The organism is Thiobacillus sp., assembly GCF_030696885.1.
GTDB lineage: Bacteria > Pseudomonadota > Gammaproteobacteria > Burkholderiales > Thiobacillaceae > Thiobacillus.
The window spans coordinates 21,104-41,051 of record NZ_JAUYRI010000008.1 but is presented as its reverse complement, the minus strand read 5'-3'; the positions used below and the strand labels follow the sequence as shown (position 1 = coordinate 41,051).

The 19,948-nt window shown below is 64.8% G+C and carries 25 protein-coding genes; 6 read left to right on the top strand and 19 right to left on the bottom strand.

Annotated elements, in window-relative coordinates:
• The first annotated feature begins 41 nt into the window (after positions 1 to 41).
• Both Q8R61_RS03505 and Q8R61_RS03500 read left to right on the top strand, forming a co-directional pair.
• Positions 42 to 452, top strand: coding sequence for a Fur family transcriptional regulator (locus tag Q8R61_RS03505; protein WP_305534344.1), 411 nt, complete (start codon positions 42 to 44; stop codon positions 450 to 452).
• A 15-nt stretch (positions 453 to 467) separates the two neighbouring features.
• Positions 468 to 776 (top strand): putative signal transducing protein, encoded by a 309-nt coding sequence (locus Q8R61_RS03500; RefSeq protein ID WP_305534259.1) that lies wholly within the window; start codon positions 468 to 470, stop codon positions 774 to 776.
• Position 777: 1 nt separating this feature from the next.
• On the opposite strand, the gene Q8R61_RS03495 is transcribed toward Q8R61_RS03500, so the two are convergent.
• Together Q8R61_RS03495 and Q8R61_RS03490 are read right to left on the bottom strand one after the other, a co-directional pair.
• On the bottom strand, positions 778 to 1,146 hold the full coding sequence (locus tag Q8R61_RS03495; RefSeq protein ID WP_305534257.1) for a hypothetical protein: 369 nt from the start codon (positions 1,144 to 1,146) through the stop codon (positions 778 to 780).
• A complete protein-coding gene (locus Q8R61_RS03490; RefSeq protein ID WP_305534255.1) occupies positions 1,146 to 2,090 on the bottom strand; it encodes a LysR family transcriptional regulator in 945 nt (314 codons plus the stop codon). Before Q8R61_RS03490 ends, Q8R61_RS03495 begins: the two co-directional genes overlap by 1 nt.
• Positions 2,091 to 2,242: 152 nt before the next feature.
• On the opposite strand from Q8R61_RS03490, the gene lplT reads away from it, so the two are divergent.
• Positions 2,243 to 3,460, top strand: coding sequence for a lysophospholipid transporter LplT (gene lplT, locus Q8R61_RS03485; protein WP_305534253.1), 1,218 nt, complete (start codon positions 2,243 to 2,245; stop codon positions 3,458 to 3,460).
• 11 nt (positions 3,461 to 3,471) lie between these two features.
• Here the strand turns inward: lplT and Q8R61_RS03480 are convergent, their stop codons facing one another.
• From Q8R61_RS03480 to Q8R61_RS03415, 14 genes are all read right to left on the bottom strand, one after another.
• Positions 3,472 to 5,748: a bifunctional diguanylate cyclase/phosphodiesterase gene (locus tag Q8R61_RS03480; protein WP_305534251.1), complete on the bottom strand. Its 2,277-nt coding sequence runs from the start codon at positions 5,746 to 5,748 to the stop codon at positions 3,472 to 3,474.
• A gap of 3 nt (positions 5,749 to 5,751) precedes the next feature.
• On the bottom strand, positions 5,752 to 6,615 hold the full coding sequence (locus Q8R61_RS03475; RefSeq protein ID WP_305534249.1) for an alpha/beta hydrolase: 864 nt from the start codon (positions 6,613 to 6,615) through the stop codon (positions 5,752 to 5,754).
• A 114-nt stretch (positions 6,616 to 6,729) separates the two neighbouring features.
• On the bottom strand, positions 6,730 to 7,659 hold the full coding sequence (locus tag Q8R61_RS03470) for an SPFH domain-containing protein (RefSeq protein WP_305534247.1): 930 nt from the start codon (positions 7,657 to 7,659) through the stop codon (positions 6,730 to 6,732).
• Between the two features lie 41 nt (positions 7,660 to 7,700).
• Positions 7,701 to 8,108 carry an NfeD family protein gene (locus Q8R61_RS03465; protein WP_305534245.1) on the bottom strand — a complete coding sequence of 136 codons (408 nt, stop codon included), beginning with the start codon at positions 8,106 to 8,108 and terminating at the stop codon, positions 7,701 to 7,703.
• A gap of 1 nt (position 8,109) precedes the next feature.
• On the bottom strand, positions 8,110 to 8,616 hold the full coding sequence (locus tag Q8R61_RS03460; RefSeq protein WP_305534244.1) for a TPM domain-containing protein: 507 nt from the start codon (positions 8,614 to 8,616) through the stop codon (positions 8,110 to 8,112).
• Positions 8,610 to 9,437 carry a YgcG family protein gene (locus tag Q8R61_RS03455; protein WP_305534242.1) on the bottom strand — a complete coding sequence of 276 codons (828 nt, stop codon included), beginning with the start codon at positions 9,435 to 9,437 and terminating at the stop codon, positions 8,610 to 8,612. The genes Q8R61_RS03460 and Q8R61_RS03455 overlap by 7 nt, the downstream gene beginning before the upstream one ends.
• Before the next feature lie 85 nt (positions 9,438 to 9,522).
• On the bottom strand, positions 9,523 to 10,203 hold the full coding sequence (locus Q8R61_RS03450; protein ID WP_305534240.1) for a LemA family protein: 681 nt from the start codon (positions 10,201 to 10,203) through the stop codon (positions 9,523 to 9,525).
• Positions 10,204 to 10,266: 63 nt separating this feature from the next.
• Positions 10,267 to 10,749, bottom strand: a complete 483-nt coding sequence (locus Q8R61_RS03445) for a metallophosphoesterase (RefSeq protein ID WP_305534238.1) — start codon at positions 10,747 to 10,749, stop codon at positions 10,267 to 10,269.
• A 9-nt stretch (positions 10,750 to 10,758) separates the two neighbouring features.
• Complete coding sequence (locus tag Q8R61_RS03440; protein WP_305534236.1) at positions 10,759 to 11,814, bottom strand: class I SAM-dependent methyltransferase; 1,056 nt, start codon at positions 11,812 to 11,814, stop codon at positions 10,759 to 10,761.
• Positions 11,815 to 11,835: 21 nt separating this feature from the next.
• On the bottom strand, positions 11,836 to 12,501 hold the full coding sequence (locus Q8R61_RS03435) for a uracil-DNA glycosylase family protein (protein WP_305534234.1): 666 nt from the start codon (positions 12,499 to 12,501) through the stop codon (positions 11,836 to 11,838).
• The gene (gene rimI, locus Q8R61_RS03430) at positions 12,495 to 12,965 is read right to left on the bottom strand and encodes a ribosomal protein S18-alanine N-acetyltransferase (protein WP_305534232.1); all 471 of its coding nucleotides are present in this window, start codon (positions 12,963 to 12,965) and stop codon (positions 12,495 to 12,497) included. Before rimI ends, Q8R61_RS03435 begins: the two co-directional genes overlap by 7 nt.
• Complete coding sequence (gene tsaB, locus Q8R61_RS03425) at positions 12,962 to 13,651, bottom strand: tRNA (adenosine(37)-N6)-threonylcarbamoyltransferase complex dimerization subunit type 1 TsaB (protein WP_305534230.1); 690 nt, start codon at positions 13,649 to 13,651, stop codon at positions 12,962 to 12,964. The genes rimI and tsaB overlap by 4 nt, the downstream gene beginning before the upstream one ends.
• Positions 13,652 to 13,690: 39 nt before the next feature.
• Positions 13,691 to 14,779, bottom strand: coding sequence for a sorbosone dehydrogenase family protein (locus tag Q8R61_RS03420; RefSeq protein ID WP_305534342.1), 1,089 nt, complete (start codon positions 14,777 to 14,779; stop codon positions 13,691 to 13,693).
• Between the two features lie 57 nt (positions 14,780 to 14,836).
• Positions 14,837 to 15,220, bottom strand: coding sequence for an HIRAN domain-containing protein (locus Q8R61_RS03415; RefSeq protein WP_305534228.1), 384 nt, complete (start codon positions 15,218 to 15,220; stop codon positions 14,837 to 14,839).
• A 163-nt stretch (positions 15,221 to 15,383) separates the two neighbouring features.
• Here Q8R61_RS03415 and Q8R61_RS03410 point away from each other — a divergent pair, with 163 nt between their 5' ends.
• From Q8R61_RS03410 to Q8R61_RS03400, 3 genes are read left to right on the top strand one after another with little or no spacing between them, the layout of a single operon-like run.
• Positions 15,384 to 16,781 (top strand): PhoH family protein, encoded by a 1,398-nt coding sequence (locus Q8R61_RS03410; protein WP_305534226.1) that lies wholly within the window; start codon positions 15,384 to 15,386, stop codon positions 16,779 to 16,781.
• Between the two features lie 22 nt (positions 16,782 to 16,803).
• The gene (locus tag Q8R61_RS03405) at positions 16,804 to 17,550 is read left to right on the top strand and encodes a DUF4197 domain-containing protein (protein ID WP_305534224.1); all 747 of its coding nucleotides are present in this window, start codon (positions 16,804 to 16,806) and stop codon (positions 17,548 to 17,550) included.
• Positions 17,551 to 17,566: 16 nt separating this feature from the next.
• On the top strand, positions 17,567 to 18,058 hold the full coding sequence (locus Q8R61_RS03400) for a hypothetical protein (RefSeq protein ID WP_305534222.1): 492 nt from the start codon (positions 17,567 to 17,569) through the stop codon (positions 18,056 to 18,058).
• 100 nt (positions 18,059 to 18,158) lie between these two features.
• On the opposite strand, the gene ureG is transcribed toward Q8R61_RS03400, so the two are convergent.
• Genes ureG through ureE form a run of 3 tightly spaced genes read right to left on the bottom strand, consistent with a single transcriptional unit; the run spans position 18,159 to position 19,947 of the window.
• Positions 18,159 to 18,773 carry an urease accessory protein UreG gene (ureG, locus tag Q8R61_RS03395; RefSeq protein WP_305534220.1) on the bottom strand — a complete coding sequence of 205 codons (615 nt, stop codon included), beginning with the start codon at positions 18,771 to 18,773 and terminating at the stop codon, positions 18,159 to 18,161.
• A complete protein-coding gene (locus Q8R61_RS03390) occupies positions 18,770 to 19,438 on the bottom strand; it encodes an urease accessory protein UreF (RefSeq protein WP_305534218.1) in 669 nt (222 codons plus the stop codon). Before Q8R61_RS03390 ends, ureG begins: the two co-directional genes overlap by 4 nt.
• Positions 19,435 to 19,947, bottom strand: coding sequence for an urease accessory protein UreE (gene ureE, locus Q8R61_RS03385; RefSeq protein ID WP_305534216.1), 513 nt, complete (start codon positions 19,945 to 19,947; stop codon positions 19,435 to 19,437). Before ureE ends, Q8R61_RS03390 begins: the two co-directional genes overlap by 4 nt.
• Between the last annotated feature and the right edge of the window lies 1 nt (position 19,948).

Here is a 19,948-nt window from a genome sequence, read left to right as displayed (position 1 = left end):
GAAATTAGACAAAGTCCAGATTGATGATTATCATGACACGCATGCATTACACCCGCGATAACATGGCCGGCCTTTTGCGCGGCCACGACATCAATCCGACTCATCAGCGGATCGAGATCGCGCACGCGCTGTTTTCGCGGCAGGAGCATCTGTCAGCCGACCAGGTGATGGCGATCGTCAACACGCGCCACTCCGAAACCTCCAAGGCCACGGTCTACAACACGCTCAAGCTGTTCCTGGAAAAAGGCCTGGTGCGCGAAGTCATCGTCGACCCCAGCAAGGTGTTCTACGACCCCAATACCAGTCCGCACCACCACCTGTATGAAGTCGACAGCGGCAAGCTGTCCGACATCGATGCCACCCAGGTGCAGATTTCCGGCCTGCCGCCGCTGCCGGCCGGCATGGTGACTGAAGGCATCGACCTGATCGTGCGCGTCCGCCGCACCGACTGAAGCGCCCCACCCGTCATGAAACGGGTCCACATCGCCCCCACCTTGCTTGACGCCCAGCTGGCCGCCGATGCGCTGACCAGCCTCGGCATCGTCACGCACATCTTCAACGCCAATGTGGCCGGCGCGCTGGGCGAAGTGCCCTTCATGCAGGCGCAGCCCGAGATCTGGGTGGATGACGATACACAAGAAACGCGCGCTCGCGAGGCACTGGCCGGATTGCGCGATGCGCCGCTGCGCGATGAAAAGGCCTGTCCGCACTGCGGCGAGACGAATCCCGGTAATTTCCTGAGCTGCTGGCAATGCGGCAGCGCCCTGCCGGACTGAGTCAAGTCGACTGCGGGTCGGACTGCTGCGCTTCGCGGTGCTGCTGATACTGGCGCGCAAAGATCCGTTCCAGTTCGTCGATCGCTTCGGCCGCTGCCACGCCGTGGATCAGATGACGCGTCATCTGTGCGGATGCTTCATGGAAAATCTGGTTGCGTTCCAGCATCGGATAGGTCTGCATCAGGCGCTGAATTGCCTTGACCACATTTTCCTGCTCCGGCCGCGGAATCGGCAGGGGCTCGGCAGGCGGAGCAGCAGCGGTGTCGGCCCCCTCCTTGCCCGCCAGAAACTCAGCGTAGTCGAGCAAGGCCTGCTGCCGCGATTCCGACAAGCTCCTGAAAATGGATACCAGGCGCTTGCTGTCGCGCATCAGCGGCCGCGACCCTTGAACGGACGCTTCATCGAAACGATGTCGACATTGCACTGCTGAAATTTGGTTTCGACAAAGCTGATGAAGGCGTCGAGCAGCTTGCTGCGGAATTTTTCCGGCGCGTAGACCATCGAGAGTTCACGCGTCAGTCGCGGATTCAGCGGCACCGCGACCAGCGTGCCGAGCTGGATTTCCTTGGTGACGGTGGAGGCCGACATGATGGCAACGCCCAGATTGGCTTCGACCGCGCCCTTGATGGCCTCACGACTGCCCAGCTCCATTTCGATATGCAGGTCGTCCGGGTTGACGCCGTTGTTCTTGAAGAAATCGTCGACCACCTCGCGCGTGCCCGAGCCGTGCTCGCGCGACACATAGGGCTGCTCGGCGATATCGGTCGCGTTGACGCTCGAATGCGACGCCAGCGCATGACCTGGCGCACAGATCATCACCAGCTCGTCCTCGCAGCAGGCCAGCGTGGTCAGGTTGGGATTGTGCGAAGGCGCTTCGATCAAACCGACATCGAGCGAATGGTCGGCCACTTTCGCCGCCACGGTTTCAGAGTTGGCCACGGTGAGCCGCGCCTGAACCTGGGGGAAGCGCTCCTTGAATTCACCCAGGATGCGCGGCAACTGGTACTCGGCGATGGTGGTGGACGCACCGATCATCAAGGGGCCGGTCACCTGCCCGGTCAGCTCGCCAACGCGCGCTTCCATTTCGCCGGTCAGCGCCAGGATGCGTTCGGCATAGCCGAGCACCAGATCGCCCGCGGGCGTCATCGAAATCTTGCCGTGACTGCGCTCGAACAGTCGGGTATTGAAATGCTCTTCCAGCTGCTTGACCTGAAAGGTCACGGCCGGTTGGGTCATGTACAGAATATCCGCGGCTTTGGTGAAACTGAGCTGCTTGGCGACGGTGTAGAATACTTGCAGTCTGCGGTCGGCCATAAATTCCCGTCCCTGGGTCAAAAAAGATTTTTATTGAACCACAAACCCGCCCGTGTTGAAACCTGTCAGACGCCAACCCGCTGTTTTGACTCGACATCCGTCAACACCCGCCCTACACACCGCTCGCCGCCTCCGCCGATCCTGATCCCTACGTGAACCGCGCGTTCTACATCGTCCTGGTAGCGCAATTCCTGTCCGCGCTGGCCGACAACGCCCTGTTGTTCGCCGCCATCGGCCTGCTCGTGTTCTTTGCCTCGCCAGAATGGTTTTCGCCGCTGCTGCAGACTGTCTTCGTCGTCGCCTACATCGTACTGGCCCCCCTGGTGGGGCCGTTTGCCGACGCGCAGCCCAAGGGTCGGGTGATGCTGATCGCCAACACGGTCAAGTTCGCCGGCTGCCTGATCATGCTGGCCGGGCTGCATCCGTTGCTGGCCTATGCCATCGTCGGCGTCGGCGCGGCGATGTATTCGCCGGCCAAGTATGGAATCCTCACCGAACTGCTACCGCCCGAAAGGCTGGTCGTCGCCAACAGCTGGGTGGAGGGCACCACGGTGGCCGCCATCGTGCTTGGCGCCATCATCGGCGGCGCGCTGATCAACCCGCAACTGGCCGAGGGCATCCTGGTCAACCTCGGGCTGGACAGCCGGCTGATCGCACCGAAGTTCGCCATTGTCTTCATCACCAGCCTGTATCTGGCCGCCGCCCTCGTCAACCTGTTCATTCCACGCCTGCCGATCGACCACAAGCTGCCCAATAGCTCGCCGCTGTTCATCCTGCGCGACTTCGGGCACAGCTTCGTCCTGCTGTGGCGCGATCCACTCGGCCAGGTGTCGCTCGCCGTCACCACGCTGTTCTGGGGCGTCGGCGCCACCCTGCGCCTGCTCATCATCGCGTGGGCGGCACTCAACCTGAAATATGGGCTCGACCAGGCGACCCAGCTCACCGCCGCCACCGCGTTCGGCATCGCGATCGGCTCGGTGCTGGCCGGCCGCTTCGTCAGCCTGCAACGGGCCGTCAGCGTGCTGCCGGCCGGCATCGTCCTGGGCTTCGTGCCGATTGCGCTGATCTGGGTCGAAAGCCTGTTCCCCGCACTGCTGCTGTTGCTGCTGGCGGGCATTCTGGCAGGCTATTTCGTGGTGCCGATGAACGCCCTGCTGCAGCATCGCGGCCACCTACTGATGGGCGCCGGACATTCCATCGCCCAGCAGAATTTCAATGAGAACATCAGCATTCTGGTGCTGACCGGCGCCTACGCCCTGATGGTGCGTGCCGAATGGCACATCCACACCATCATCTGGGTATTCGGCCTGTTCATCAGCAGCGTGATGAGCCTGATCTGGCTGCGCCACCGCAACGACGTGGTGCACTAAGTGTCGCGACACTAGACGCTGGCGCGTTGCGGCTCCGGATGCCGGCTCAGCGCAGCGGGGCGGCCGATATGGAAGCCCTGGGCGTGCGAGAAACCGAGCTGCCTCACCTTGGCAAGCAGGGATTCGGATTCGATGCCCTCGGCCACCAGACGGTAGCCCGCGTCCTTGATCATGCGCGCGAGGTCTTCGACAAAGACAGCCTGACGCCCCGATTCTTCCAGGCTGCGCACCATCGAAATGTCGAACTTCACCAGATCCACCGGCATGCTCGACAGGTAACGCAATGAAGAATAGCCGCTGCCGAAATCGTCGAGTGCGATGATGAATCCCGCCTTGCGCAGGCGGGCCAGATTGGCCGAGGCCTGGGCGATTTGCGTGATCAGCGAGGTTTCGGTCACTTCCAGCACCAGTTTGTGCGTGATCAGCAGGGGCGCGAACTGCATCAGCGCGTCGTTGACGCGCTGACTGACGATGCCGGGGCCAGAAACGTTGAGCGAGACGCCCGCGCCATCGGGTACAAGCCCCGCCTCCAGATCGGCCCGCACCCGTTCCAGTACGGCAAGGTCGAATTCGCACTCGAGCCCACGTAGCTCAACCACAGGGAAAATGCTGGATGGCATGACAAGCCCCTGTTCCCCGCGGATGCGCACCAGCGCTTCGTAGTAATCGAAGCGCGACGTGGACAGATCCAGCACCGGCTGATAATGCATTTCAAGCCGGCTAGGGTCCGACATCGCCTCGTAGACCGCGCTGGTTTCGGCGCTCGACACCACCGCCTCCAGGCCTTCGCCCATTTCTTCCGAATAGACCGCGATCTTGCCCTGCCCCGGACGCTTGGCGTAGTACATCGCGATATCGGCCTGCCGGTGCAGATGCTGCAAACCGTCCACACTGGCATCGGCCTCCTCAACGCAAGCGATGCCGACGCTGACGCGCACCGGCTCCTTGACCCCATAGGCGTTAAAGTCATAACGCAGCACGTCTTCGACGCAACGCTCCGCCACCTGCCTGGCGCGTTCGGGATCGGTGGCAAACAAGACCGTGGCGAATTCGTCGCCGCCCAGCCGGTAGAGCCGATCGCCTGCCCTCAGGGCGCCGCCCAGCGACAGCGCCAATCCCTCGATCACGCGATCGCCCACCTGATGTCCATAGGTGTCGTTGATCGGCTTGAAGTGATCGCAGTCGAACAGCAGGAAGGCCACGCCCTGCGGCGTGTCGCGATGGCTGCGCAGCATGGCGCGCCAGTCGTCGTCGAACGCACGACGGTTGAAGATGCCCGTCAGCGGATCCTGGTGTGCCAGCGTCCACAATTCCTTGTTCTTGTGCGCCAGACTGACATGCATGTCGTCGAGCTGGTGCTGATAGTCGTTCAGCGAATGGCGGACGTTTTCCAGTTCGGTCACGGCCAGCATGCCACGATAGCTGTCGTCGAGCAGCTGGCCCTGGCTGCGGCCGCGCCGCATCGAATCGATATGGCTCGACAGCCGCCGCAAGGGCTTGGCAACCACGTACACCAGCGCGACATACCCGATCAGCGAAATGGCCGCGATGATGAGCGCGATTTCATAGAACGAGCGGGTAACCAGCACCTCCAGCTCGCGCGTCTCGGGATTGCCGGTTGACTCGAAGCGCATGGCGGAAACCAGGGTGTCGACCGGGATGCGCACCCCGTCGCCGGCTTCCAGATGCAGGCTCGACAGATCCAGATAACGGAAGGTACGCAGCTGCCTGAGCTCGCGCTCGAAATCGAACTTGAGCCCGGCGTAGCCGCTCAGGTATTTCTTTCCGGCATCCTGGTGGAACGGAAAAAAGAAATACAGGTAATGACGGCCGCTTTCGCGCTGCAGAAAAGACGACAAGTCCTGCGGGTCGATCTGCGGCGGCATGCTGGCCTCTTTCTCCGGGAACGCCGACAGATTGCGCCCCTGCAAGTCGTAGAGGTCGACCGCCACCATGCCTTCGGGCAGCACCCCTGCAGCCAGCGCACGCGAATTGCGCCAGTAGCCGTAGTAAATCGGGTTGTCCAGTTGCTGGCGCGCCTCATCCCATTGCGTGAGTGCCGCCGCTGCGTCCCGGGCGTGCCGGCTCAGCAGCGACACGGCCTCTTCCAGTTCCTGATGGGCGAGCGTCTGGTCGGTCTGAGCGATCCGATCGCGCAGGCGCGTGGCATCGTTGAAAACGAAGCTCGCGAGCACGCCGAGCGAAACCACCAGCACGCACAGTAGCAGCAGCGCGTAGTGGGCAATCGGCCGCGGTGCAAGCCAGGCACGCATCGACGCCAGCGGCATGCGTCAGCGCCCCGTCACGGTCTGCAGCACAACTTCATGCAGATCGAATTCGAACTGGTTGTCGAAAAAGTGCGAGGCACCCGGAATCACGCTGACTGCGATGCCGCGCCCCTGCAGATGTTCTACCCAGCCGACCCCCATGCGGTCATCCAGGCTGCCCATGATGACCCGGGCCGGAACCGGGGACTGCGCCACCGCGTCGAGGATGCGCTGCCGGCTGATGCTCATGTAGGACAGCAGACTGGCGGGTGGGCTGACATATTTCTTGCAATGGCCGAACTCGATTTCGGCCAGGCGGGTGTCCCCACGCGCCACGCGTTCGCGCAAGGCCTGGGCGAAGCGTGCGCGTTGCGCCGCACTCTGCTTGGCTTCCACATCGGTCAGGCTGATCATCAGCAACTGCTTCACGACAGGCGACGGATTCCGGCCCAGGTAGGCAAGCAACTGCAGATTGCCGTAACTGTGGCCGATCAGCGTGATGCGCGAATGCCCCTTCGACATCAGCCAGCGTACCCAGAATGCAATTTCCTCCGCGTCTTCCTCGAGCGTATGCAAATGCAGCGCCTCGCAGGGCAGGCTCTTGTTGCGCCGCGACACCCCCAGCGACAATGTCGGCGCCAGCACCGTGTAGCCCCCGCTCGCGAGCGCATCCATAGTGCTGGCCACGGTGGGAAAATCGCGGGTTTGCAGAAAGCCATGCAGGATGAGCACCGCCGGCAGCTGCTTGCGGCCCGGATGATAGCTCGCGCCGACCACCATTCCGGAGGGCAGTTTCGCTTCGACCTCGCCGCCCGCGCGCGCGAACGCAGGCGCGCTCAGCACGAGCAGCGCCACAACGGCCAGCAGCGGAAGGGGGGTCCAAATCATGATCGTCGCGGCGGGCGCGTATTTTTATGCTTATTGGGTATATCGTCCGCAATGCCGCGAACTTGAACCCGCCGCCGCCCAGGCGCCGGGGCCTTAAATGCCCCGGACCCGGCTTCAGGCCTTGGCTGCGCCGCTGCCGCCCTGCGCCTTCACCACACTCATTGCGCCGGCGATCAGCGAGCTCAGATCGGCCATGTTGGACGGCACGATCAGGGTGTTGCCGGTCTTGGCGATGCCGGCAAAGGCTTCGACGTATTTTTCTGCCACTTTCAGATTCACCGCCTGCATGCCGCCGGGCAACTCGACCGCGCGCGCAACGCGGGCAATCGCCTCGGCATTGGCGGCGGCAATCGCCTTGATCGCCTCGGCTTCGCCCTGGGCGACGTTGATCGCCGCCTGCATCTCGCCCTCGGATTCCTGGATCGCCGCATTGCGCGCGCCGGTGGCAATGTTGATCTGTTCCTGCATGCGGCCTTCGGACGAGGCGATCAGCGCGCGCTTTTCGCGCTCGGCGGTGATCTGCCGCTGCATCGCATGCAGGATTTCCTTCGGCGGGGTGAGGTCCTTGATTTCGTAGCGCAGCACCTTGACGCCCCAGTTGGTCGACGCCTCGTTCAATGCCAGCACCACGCCGCGGTTGATGTCGTCGCGTTCCTCGAAGGTGCGGTCCATTTCCATGCGGCCGATCATCGAACGCAGCGTGGTCTGCGCCAGCTGCGAGATCGCATCGATGTAGTCGCTCGCCCCGTAGGACGCCATCTTGGGGTCGGTGACCTGGAAATACAGGATGCCGTCGACCGCCAGCTGCGTGTTGTCACGCGTGATGCAGACCTGGCTCGGCACATCGAGCGGAATTTCCTTCAGCGAATGCTTGTAGGCCACGGTGTCGATGAAGGGAATCACCAGATTGAGGCCGGGCGCGAGCACTGCATGGAACTTGCCGAGGCGTTCGACCACCCAGGCGTTCTGCTGCGGCACCACGCGAACGCCCTTGGCGACGACGATCAGAATGACGGCCAGAATGACCAGTGCGACGATATCCATTTGCTCTCCCTATTGTGTTTATGTTGTGCGCCGGCCGGCGCCTAGTTGCCCAGCACCAGCGTATTGCCCCGAACCGCGCGGATCATCAGCGGGCGCGTACTGTCGACGCGGTCCGATTCGGCTTCGGCATCCCACAGCGCGCCGCGGTATTTGACCTGGCCGCGACCCGCCTGCCAGGATTCGAGCTGCACCGTCTGGCCGATGTCCATGTTCTGCACATTGGATTCCGGATGGGCTGTCGACTGTTTCCAGCGGCGCAGCGCCAGCGTGCCCAGCACGGCAATCGCGCCCGCCGTCAGCAACTGCACCAGCACGCCGGCACCGAGCCAGGCGGCCAGACCGGCCGCCGCGGCAGCGAGGCCGTACACCAGCAGATAGAAGGTCCCGCTGGTGAGTTCAACCCCCACCAGTACCGCCGCCAGAATCCACCACGCTACAAACGCCTGCATCTCATCTCCCCAGAATCACCGGCCGGTTCGCCAGCTCGTCGGGATTATGCCCGGACGGCGGGAAATGTGCCGTCAGGATTGCGTCGATCTGCGCGATGCCGTCGAGCGCGCCGCGCTCGAAATCGCCCTGCCGGAATGCGGCTTCCATCGAGTGTGCCACCGCCTCCCAGTCAGCTGGATCCACCTTCGCGGCGATACCACGGTCGGCAACAATCTCGATGTCGTGGTCGGCCAGCAGCAGATAGATCAGCACGCCGCTGTTGTGTTCGGTGTCCCACACGCGCAGGTGGGAGAACACCTCGATCGCGCGTTCGCGGCCGCTGGTGCCGCGCCACGCCAGCGTGGCGGGCAGGCTGTTCTCGATGGCGAAACGGATCTCGCCGCGGTGGCCCGTTTCGCTGGATGCGACCGCAGCTTCGATCGCATCGAGCGTGGCCTGCGGAAACGCACGCCGCCACGCCCCCGGCGGCATGAACAGATGTTTGAGCACACGCCTGAAATTCACCATGATCCCGAAGCGCCTCCTCCGCCGAACCCCCCTCCGCCGCCGCCCCACGAACCACCACCGCCGCCGCCGCCGAATCCGCCGCCTCGCCCCATCCCGCCGCCGCTGGTCCAGCCGCCGCCCTGGCGGAATCCCGAAGCCACGGCCGCGAACACGAACCCGCCAATGATCAGCAACAGCGGACTGAACCCGAGCAGGAATGCGCCTATCGCCCCACTGCCGAGCGCAGCCAGGCCACCCGCGGCCGGGCGGCTCATCAGCACCGACAGCAGCCAGCCCACCACCACGCCGCCGATGACGAGCAGGCCAAACACCGCATCATCGCCTTCGCCCTGGCCTGATGCGGGCGGCGGCAGTGCCTCGCCTTCGATCAGCCGCATCAGTTGATCGACGCCGGCATCGATGCCGGCGGCATAGGACTCGTCACGAAAACGCGGCGCGATGACCTCGGCGATCACCCGTCTGGCAACCGCATCGGGGATCGCGCCTTCCAGCCCGTAGCCGACTTCCAGCCGCATATCGCGGTCGTCCTTGGCGACAATCAGGATCACGCCGTCGTCGGCTTTCTCGCGGCCGATTTTCCATTGCTCGGCGACGCGGATGCCGAATTGCGCGATGTCCTCGCCTTCGAGCGTGGGGACCATCAGCACCGCGATCTGGCTGCCCTTCTGCGCTTCGAATGCGGCCAGTTTGTTTTCCAGCTGGCCGGTCTGTTCGGCACTTAGCGTCGCCGTCAGGTCGGTGACACGGCGCGTGAGTTCGGGCACCGCTACCTGGGCCCAGGCGGACAGCGCAAGCGCCGCCAGCAGAAAGCCGAATCCCACAAGGGGACTCCGACTTTCTGCGGGCCGAAGCCCGCGAAAGATCGTATGCGCCAGCCGCGTTACGGCGAGTCGCCTCATCGGCGTGTCAATACCCGTGCGACAGACTGCCACCCGAATCGCCGCTGGCGGGCGCCGGAGCGGGCGCCGGAGCGGGCGTGGGCGCCGGTGTCGGGGTCGGCGCCGGGGCACCGAAATCGACCGTGGGCGGCGCGGCGATCGCCGCCTCGTTTTCCACCGTGAAGCTCGGCTTGGTCTTGTAGCCGAACAGCATCGCGGTGAGGTTGGAGGGGAAGGAGCGCACGGTGACGTTGTAGGTCTTCACCGCATCGATGTAGCGGTTGCGCGCGACGGTGATGCGGTTCTCGGTGCCTTCGAGCTGGGCCTGAAGGTCGCGGAACAGGCCGTCGGCCTTCAGCTGCGGATAGTTTTCCGCCACCAATAACAAACGGGAAATCGCGCCGGTCAGCTCGCCCTGCGCGGCAATGAAGCGCTGGAACGCCACCTCGTCGTTGACCAGCTCGGGCGTGGCCTGGATGCCGCCGACACGGGCACGTGCCTGGGTCACTTCGAGGAAAACCTTCTCCTCGTGCGCCGCGTAGCCCTTCACCACGTTGACCAGATTCGGCACCAGATCGGCGCGGCGCTGGTACTGGTTCAGCACTTCGGCCCAGGTCGCCGTGATTTCCTCGTCGGTCGATTGAAAAGTGTTATAGCCGCAGCCCGACAGGGCCAGCGCCATGAACGTCACCATCAGCCATTTCAACATGTCGCGCTCCTCCTCAAGAGATATGCGAAGTACCGGAAACGGCCGGCACCCAGTCAGACAAGCTTACTTTAAAAGCGTGACCAGCTCTGCTTCGGCATGCGTGTCATCCACCCATAAACGGGCCACGCTGACCGGCAGCCTGAAGCGGCGCGGCCCCGCGCTGCCCGGGTTGACGAACAATACGCCAGCCCGGGTTTCCACGCGAGGCTGGTGCGAATGGCCCGACACGACGACATGCGTGCCCGCTGCGGAAGGATCGATGGCGAGTTCGTCGAGAATGTGCAGCACGTGGATGCGCACGCGTTCGAATTCAATATCCGCCGTGTAGGGGATCGTCGTCGCCCAGTCAGCGCGGTCATTGTTGCCGCGCACCACCGTCGTGGGCGCAATCTGCGCCAGCATGTCGAGCACGCCGCGCGGCTCGCCGCTGCGCGAGCCGATGTCGCCGGCATGGACGATGTGCGCGCAGCCCTGCAAGGCGGCGACAGCTTCGGGCCGCAGCAGGCCGTGGGTGTCGGCGATCAACCCGATCAGCGTGCGCGCCATGGTTTCCGATCAGGGCGCCACGCCCCAGGTGGCGAACAGCGGGTCGGATTCGGTCAGCGTGTCGGCGTAGCGGTCGTCCTTCGGCCGCTTGAGGCCGCGCTCGACGTAGGTTTCCACCTTCTTGAAGCCGGCCTGCTTGATCAGCGAGCCGACCCAGGCCATGCGCTCCATCGGGTGCAGTTGGGTCCACAGCTTGATGACCTTGGGCGGGAAATAGCGGTTCGACAGCGTCACCACGAACATGCCACCCGGCTTCAGCACCCGCCGCGCCTCGGCGACGATCTTGTGCGGCTGGATCAGGTATTCGAACGACACCGTGCACACCACCGCGTCGAAGCTGGCATCCGGAAACGGCAGCTTCGGATCGGCGTTGAGGTCGTGCACGATGCGTTCGGCGAGCTGCGGGTTGTCGGCCAGTTCGTCGGCGTTCATGCCGAGGCCGACGGCGGATTGCACCGTGTCCGGCAGATGCGAGCGCCAGCCCGCCATCAGGTCGAGCACACGCGCGTTTTCCGGCAGCACGGTGCGGTACAGCGCCTGGATGCGGCGCGCACATACAGCGTCGACGTGGGTGACTTTTCGGGGTTGCGCGTAGAACGCGGCGTCCGGTGTCTCGTCCTCGCGGGCGAACGCTTCCGGCCCCTCGAAGTCGGTCGGCGTCTGCATCTGCGCGTCCATGCCGCTCCATTCCAGCAACTGCTCCACCTTGCCGACCGGCTCGGTCGAGACGTCGCTCTTGCCGCTGTCGATGCTGAAGATGCGGCCCTGCAGCGGATGGCTGAAATTGGCGACGAAGTTGTCGCCATTCAACTTCATCACGCGGAACATCGGGCCGGGCGCGTCGTCGGCGTGCAGCAGCTGCGAAGGATAGAAACGCCCGAACTTCAGCGGCGCGATGTCGCTGCGGAACACGTCGTTCGGCACCTCGTGCTCGATCTTCGGGCCGACGTCGACCTGGGCATCGACCGGCGGCGTGTCGCCGGGCATCCAGATCACCACCTGATGGCGGCCAAGGTCGGAAAAATAATTGACGCGAAAACGCAGCGCGGAATGCAGGAGTTTCATTGCAGGTCTAGGGGCCAGAATTTAGGGGCTAGGGGGTAGGGATTGATACGTGCGGCGGGCGAGGCACAGGTCTTCCCAGGCGCGCGCCTTGTCGGGCAGGTTGCGCAGCAGGTAGGCGGGATGATAGGTCACGATCAGCGGGACGCCTTGATACTGATGCACGCGGCCGCGCAGGCGGGCGATGGCTTCGTCGGTCTGCAGCAGCGTCTGCGCGGCGAAGCGGCCGAGTGCGACGATGAGCCGGGGGCGGATGAGTTCGATCTGCGCCAGCAGGTAGGGCATGCAGGCGGCGATCTCATCATGCTCGGGATTGCGGTTGCCGGGCGGGCGCGATTTCAGCACGTTGGTGATGTAGACCCTGTTGCCGCGCGCGAGGCCGATCGCGCCCAGCATCGCGTCGAGCAGCTTGCCGGCCTGACCGACGAAAGGCTCGCCCTGCGCGTCCTCGTCGGCGCCCGGCGCCTCGCCGACGATCAGCCAGTCGGCGTTGCGGTCGCCGACGCCGAGCACGCCCTGGGTACGGGTGGTGGAGAGCTTGCAGCGGGTGCAGTTCGCGACTGCGTCGGCAAGCTGCTCCCAGTCGCAGGCCGGTGAGGCGTCAGCGGTAAGCTGTGAGGCGGGGGTCTCGCGCAGGCGCCAGACGGGGCCGATGCCGAGTTCGCTGAAGACGTCGTCGCGGCTCAGCATGACAAGTCTTTTCGCATGATGAGTGCATCCTCGCGGCCGTCGCGCGCCGGGTAGTAGCCGCGCCGCACCGCCAGGTCGACGAATCCGCTGCTGTGGTAAAGCCCGATCGCGGCGGTATTGGAGGTGCGCACCTCGAGAAAGAGCACGCTCGCCTTGTGGTCGCAGGCGCCCGCCAGGCAATGGGCGAGCAGACGACGGCCATGGCCGTGACCGCGCCAGGCCGGCGCGATGGCGAGGTTGAGCAGGTGCGCCTCACCGGCCGCCGCCATCATCGCGTAATAGCCCGTCAGTTCGCCGCCCGCCTCGCTCACCCACATGCTGTAGCCGGCCGTCAGCGAATCGGCAAAATGGCCCGGCGTCCAGGGGTAGTCGTAGCTGTCCAGTTCGATCCGGTGGATATGCGGCAGGTCGGCCTCGGCCATCGGGCGCATCCGATGCGCAACCGCCGTGTGGACCGCGCTCACGCCGGCTGCCTCGCGCGCCGCTCGTCCACCGTCAGCGCCACCTTGTCGCGCAGGTAAATCGGCGCGGCCAGCGCGGCGTCCATGCCCTCGCCGCGCTCGAAGGCACCGGCGGCGAGCGGCGCCATCGCCGCAGCGTCGGGCATCAGCGTGGCATCGATCCGCACCAGATCCGCTTCCAGGCGCGGCCGCAGCACCGCGCCCAGCGCGGCAAAGCCGTTGCCGGCGCCGACCCAGCTCTCGCCGGGCGGCACCGCCACCGATTCGGGCAGCGCCAGCTGCGGTTCGGTCACTGCGCGCCAGCCGGCCGCGTCACGCTCGTAGGCTGCCCAGTAGACCTCGGCCATGCGCGCGTCGAGCACGGTCAGTACCTTGTCCGCCTGCGCCTGTTCGGCGATCGATTCCAGCGTGGAGACGCCGACCACCGGCAGGTCGGCGCCGAACGCCAGGCCCTGCGTCACCGCGCAGGCAATCCTGAGGCCGGTGAACGAGCCGGGGCCGGCACCGTAGCCGATGCCGTCGAGCTGGCGCAAACCGAGGCCCGATTCGCGCAGCAGATCGTCCACCATCGGCAGCAGCAGCGAACTGTGCCGCTGTTCGGCCAGCACCCGCCGCGCCTGGATGCGGCCGTCGAGCCACAGCGCGGCCGAGCACCATTCGGTGGAGGTATCGAGAACAAGCAATTTCATCGGCGCAATTTTAGCAGGCCGCCGCCGCCCGCCCGGCGTTCAGGAACGGCCGCGGTAGACAACGCGGTAGATCGCGCCGGCATGGTCGTCGGAGATCAAGAGGCTGCCGTCGGGCATCACCAATACGTCGGCCGGGCGGCCCCAGGCGTCCTCATCATGCATCCAGCCGCTGACGAAGGGCTCATAGCTCACCGCGCGATCCTTCTCGATGCGCACCACGCTGACGCGGTAGCCGACCTTGCTGCTGCGGTTCCACGAGCCGTGTTCGGCAATGAAGACGGCGTTGCGATACTGCGCGGGGAAGGCCTTGCCGGTATAGAAGCGCATGCCGAGCGCCGCCACGTGGGCGCCGAGTTCCTGCACCGGCGGCACGAAGTCGGCACAGCGCCGGCCGCGACCGAATTCGGGGTCGGCGATTGCGCGACCGTGGCAATGCGGGTAGCCGAAGTGCTGGCCGGGCTTTGCCAGCCGGTTCAACTCGTCCGGCGGCACGTCGTCGCCCATCATGTCGCGCCCATTGTCGGTGAACCACAGTTCGCCGCTCTGCGGATGCCAGTCGAAGCCCACAGTGTTGCGCACGCCGCGCGCCACCACCTCGAGCTTGCCGCTGTCCACGTCGAGCCGGGTGATGGTCGCGTAGCGGTCTACGCCGGCGTCGCAGATGTTGCACGGTGCGCCCACCGGTACGTAGAGCTTGCCGTCGGGGCCGAAGGCGATGAACTTCCAGCCGTGATGCGTCTCGGTCGGCCACGCCGCGCTCACCGTTTCGGGCCGCGGCGGTGTGTTCAGGCGCGCTTCGATATTGGCGAAGCGCAGCACCCGGCTGACCGCCGACACGTACAGGTCGCCGTCGCGAAAAGCCACGCCTACCGGCATGTTGAGGCCCTCGGCGATCACCACCGGTGTGCGGTTTCCCTGTAGCGGAATCGCATAGACCTTGCCAGCGCGGCGGCTGCCGACGAAAAGCGTGTTCTTGCCGAGCGCCATCTGTCGCGCGTTGTCGACGCGGGCGAACAGCTCGATTTCGAAGCCAGGAGGCAGCTTCAGTTGCGCCAGCGGCAGCGTGTCCGCCTGCGCCGGGACCTGCCAGCCGAATGTCAGCAGGAAAAAAGCGATCCGTCGCACCATGTTCCATCGCAGCAGGTTCCATCGCTCCATGTTCCATTGCAGCATGGGAAGCTCCTTTCAGTCAGGTCGCAGCGGAATCAGGATCTCGAAGCGCACGCGCGACCAGGGATCACGCACTTCGGCCAGCCGGGTGATCCGGGCCGCCAGCTGCTGTCCGCCATCCATCAGGCGCGCGACATCCGCATTCTCGCGGCGCGGCACATAGCCGATCTTGCGGCCCTGCCATTCCACCCGAACGGCACGGGCATCGTGCGCATTGTCCGGCTCGCGCACCAGGGTGAGCGCATCGCCCACCCGCATCTGCGGCCACAGCGCCTTGCCGGCGTGGTACTGAAACCCGGCCAGCGGCGAATCCTGCAGCAGGATGTGCGCGGCGACCTGCGCATGAAGCGGCAGCGCCCACATCCAGACCAGACACAGCCACGCCAGCCGACGACGCATCAAGGACTCCGAATCACGGGTTCCGAATCGAGCATTCTAGTGGGAAATCCGCCTCCCTGATCCACCCGGGCTCGCTGGTTGCGGCTTTACTTTTTTCGCTGGACAAGCCGCCGTCCGCTTGAGGTAGGATGAATACATTCCCATCCCTCAACGCCGACACGCCATGCCGAGAAAAACCGCCGCGCAGACCAAGCTGTTCGTTCTGGACACCAATGTGCTGATGCACGATCCCACCAGCCTGTACCGCTTCGAAGAGCACGACATCTACGTGCCGATCGCCACGCTGGAAGAACTCGACATGCACAAGAAGGGCATGACCGAAGTCTCGCGTAACGCGCGCCAGGCCAGCCGCTTCATCGACGAGATCGTCAGCACGCTCGATTCGATCGAGGACGGTGTGCCGCTTGCCAAGCACAGCCACAACGCCGCCACCGGCAAGCTGTTTTTGCAGACGCAGGCGATTACGGGCGACATCCCGATGAGCCTGCCGACCTCCAAGGTGGACAACCAGATCCTCGGCGTGGTGCTGTTCCTGTCGCGCCACCATCCCAAGCGTCAGGTCATCCTGGTGTCGAAAGACATCAACATGCGGATCAAGGCGCGCGCGCTGGGCCTGCCGGCCGAGGACTACTTCAACGACAAGGTGCTGGAAGACACCGACCTGCTGTACGCCGGCGTGCGCGAACTGCCGCCGGATTTCTGGGACAGCCACGGCAAGGGCATGGAATCGTGGCAGGCCAACGGCCACACCCACTACCGCATCAAGGGGCCGCTGGTGGCGAGCATGCTGCCCAACGAGTTCGTTTTCCAGGAAGGTCCCAACCCGCTGTACGCCAAGGTGGTGCTGGTCGAAGGCAAGCAGACGGAGCTGGTCACGGTGCGCGATTACACGCACCACAAGAACAACGTCTGGGGCATCACCGCGCGCAACCGCGAGCAGAACTTTGCGCTGAACGTGCTGATGGACCCCGAAATTGACTTCGTCACCCTGCTCGGCCAGGCCGGCACCGGCAAGACGCTGCTCACGCTGGCCGCCGCGCTGGCGCAGGTGCTCGACAAGAAGCTCTACACCGAAATCATCATGACCCGCGTCACCGTGCCGGTGGGCGAGGACATCGGCTTTCTGCCCGGCACTGAAGAAGAGAAGATGACGCCGTGGATGGGCGCACTGGAAGACAACCTCGACGTGCTGAACAAGAGCGACGACGAAGCCGGCGACTGGGGCCGCGCAGCGACGCAGGACCTGATCCGTTCGCGCATCAAGGTGAAGTCGCTCAATTTCATGCGCGGCCGCACCTTCCTCAACAAGTTCCTGATCATCGACGAGGCGCAGAACCTGACGCCCAAACAGATGAAGACGCTGATCACCCGCGCTGGCCCCGGCACCAAGGTGGTCTGCCTCGGCAACATCTCGCAGATCGACACGCCCTACCTGACCGAGGGCAGCTCCGGCCTCACCTACGTGGTCGACCATTTCAAGGGCTGGCCGCACAATGGCCACGTCACGCTGCAGCGCGGCGAACGTTCGCGCCTGGCAGACTATGCTGCAGAAGTGCTGTGACCCTCATCCAAGGAGACGCGCGATGAAGCACTGGCTCATTCTGGCCGCGGGGCTGACCCTGGCCCTGCCCGCCCACGCAATCGACTGGAACGAAATGCTGCGGGGCGTGCTCGGCAAGCCGGCCGAACAGCCTGCCGCCAGTGGCGTCGACGCGCTGTCCAACGCCGACATCAACGCCGGCCTGAAAGAGGCGCTCGCCCGCGGTGCCGACGCGGCCGTCGCCCAGCTCGGGCAGAAGGACGGTTTCTTCGGCAATGCCGCGCTCAAAATCCCGCTGCCGTCCAGCCTGCAGAAAGCCGAGAAAGCCATGCGCATGTTCGGCATGGGCAAGCAGGCCGACGACCTGGTGCTGTCGATGAACCGCGCCGCCGAGGCGGCGGTTCCGGAAGCCCGGACCCTGCTGGTCGATGCGGTGCGCGCGATGACGCTGGAAGATGCCCGGGGCATCCTCACCGGCGGCCAGACCTCGGCCACCGCGTTCTTCCGCAATAAAACCGAAGCCACCCTCACCGAACGCTTCGGCCCCATCGTCAAGGCAACCACCGACCAGGTCGGTCTCGCGCAGCAGTACAACCAGTACGCCGGCATGGCCGCGCAATTCAACCTGATCGACAAGCAACAGGCCAGTGTCGAGCAGTACGTCACCCAGCAGGCGCTCGACCGGCTCTACACCGTGATTGGCGAGAAGGAAGCCGCACTCCGCGCCAACCCGATGCAGGCCGGCAGCGATCTGCTGAGAAAAGTATTCGGCGCCGTCAGCGGCCGATAGCCACCGCAACGCACCGATGAACGCCCGCCTCTGCGCCCTGCTCGCCGGATTACTTCTTGCGCTGCCATCCCACGCTTGGGACGTCGGTGAATTCAGGAACGGCATGTCGCGTGCGGAAGTCGAGGCCGCGCTCAAGACCTGGAAATTCGACCGCACCCTGACGATCGGCAGCGACGGCCTGTTTGCCTACGACTATCCCGCCAACCCGGCTGGCCGTCGCTTCCTGTTCACCTTCTGTAGTGACAGGCTGGTGGCGTTCGAGCAGGAAGTCACGCCCGCCTTCCGCCACTTCGTCATCATCGCGTCGAACTACGCCAACCTCTACGGCAACCCGCTCAAGGTCATCCCCTATTCCAGCGTCGTCGCCAACGGCGAAAAAAACCTGCTGGCCATGTTCTGGCGCAAGGGTGCGGATTACATGGGGGTCAAATACGTGCTGCACCCGACCAGCGAGCAACTCTCGATGAGCTGGCAGATCAGCAACAACTGCTGGCAGGCGCCACGCTGAGACGGTCAGGCGCGTTAAAAAATCCAGCGCGCGGTCGGTGCGCAGGTTATTCCGAGTTTCTTGCTTCTCTTTTGACGCGATTGCTCCCGGAACGGAAGCGCTAGCCCAGCATGCCCTCCCGCTCGACAAACGCGATGATGTCCGCCAGGCCTTGCCCGGTCTTGAGGTTCGAGAAGACAAACGGTCGTTCGCCACGCATTTTCTTGGTGTCGCGGTCCATCACGTCCAGCGAAGCGCCGACCATGGGCGCCAGATCGATCTTGTTGATGACCAGCAGATCGGACTTGGTGATGCCGGGGCCGCCCTTGCGCGGTATCTTTTCGCCGGCAGCCACGTCGATGACGTAAATCGTCAGGTCGGACAATTCGGGGCTGAAGGTGGCGGCCAGGTTGTCGCCGCCGCTTTCGACGAAGATCACGTCGAGGCCGGGGAAGCGCTTGTTGAGCCGGTCCACCGCTTCCAGGTTGATGCTGGCGTCCTCGCGGATAGCGGTGTGCGGGCAGCCGCCGGTTTCCACGCCGATGATGCGCTCGGGGGCCAAGGCCTCGTTATTCACCAGGAACTGCGCGTCCTCCTCCGTGTAGATGTCGTTGGTGACGACGGCGATGTTGTAGCGCTCGCGCAGCGCCTTGCACAGGGCCAGGGTCAGCGCGGTCTTGCCGGAGCCGACGGGGCCGCCGATGCCGACACGCAGCGGTTGCGAGCGGTGGGTCATGATCTGAACAATCTCGTGTATTGGGTTTCGTGACAGCTTGATGCAATGGCAAAAGCTGGCAAGTAGTTGCAGGTGGTTTCGAGGTCGGCCGCTGCGGCGGCGTCCGCCAGCGCCGGGATGCGCTGCCCCAGGACCAGCAGCATGCGCTGGCCGGCGGTTTGTCCGAGCGGGATGGCCTTCACTGCTGCCATCACCTGGTTCTCCGCCCAGGCCCACAGATAGCCGGCGACGGCATCCTGCGCGGGAATGCGCCAGGCCGCGGCCGCGCAGCTCCAGGCCAGCGGAAAACTCGGCTGCTTGAATGCCGCCAGCGATGCGGCCGGAAAGCCGCCCAGATCGGTGAGCAGGCGGGCCAGCGAATACCCCATTTGTGCCGTCTCGGCGCGCAGTTCGGCGGTCTCGCGGCTGGCCGTGAATTCGTCATCCAGTTGCGCGAGCCGGGCCGCGTCGTCCTGCGTCCAGGCGGCCAGCATGTGGGCCAGATACACCGCTTCGAAACGTGCAATGCCGAATTCCAGGCAGTCGCCGATCCAGGCCAGCGCGGTCGCCTCGTTCTTCACCGCGCCGGTTTCCACCACCCATTCCAGACCCTGCGAATAGGAGTAGGCGCCGACCGGCAAGGCCGGGCTGGTCAGTTGCAGCAACCGGATCAGGGCCGGGTTCATCGGCCGCCCCGCAACAGCATGTCGTGGATGCGCGGGCCGCGCCCTTCGCCGTCGGCGCTGTGGCCGTGTGGATGGGCATGGCCGCCGTGGCCGCCATAGGCGCCGCTCTCGGGGTCGAAGGGCGCTTCGTTTTCGACAACCGCCAGCCCCAGCCCGCGCACCATCTCGCCCAGCACAGGGTCGCGCGCAAAGCGCACCAGCCCCGGCTGCAGTTCCACCGCCACGTGGCGGTTGCCCAGGTGATAGGCGGCGCGCGCCAGCAGCAGGGCGTCGTCGCTGCGCACCTCCATCACCGCCTCGGGCGCGGCCGCCACCTCGACGATGCGGCCGTCGTTGGCAAGCAGGCGATCGCCGGCGCGCAGTACGCTGCCGCGTTCCAGGAACAGGCCGGCTTCTTCGCCGCTCGCGAGCTGTGTACGCAGCCGGCACTTGCAGCGCAGGTCGAAGGGCAGCACCAGGCGTTCGGTTGCCGGTGTATTTGCTGGAGCGCGTTGTTCGATGACGATCATA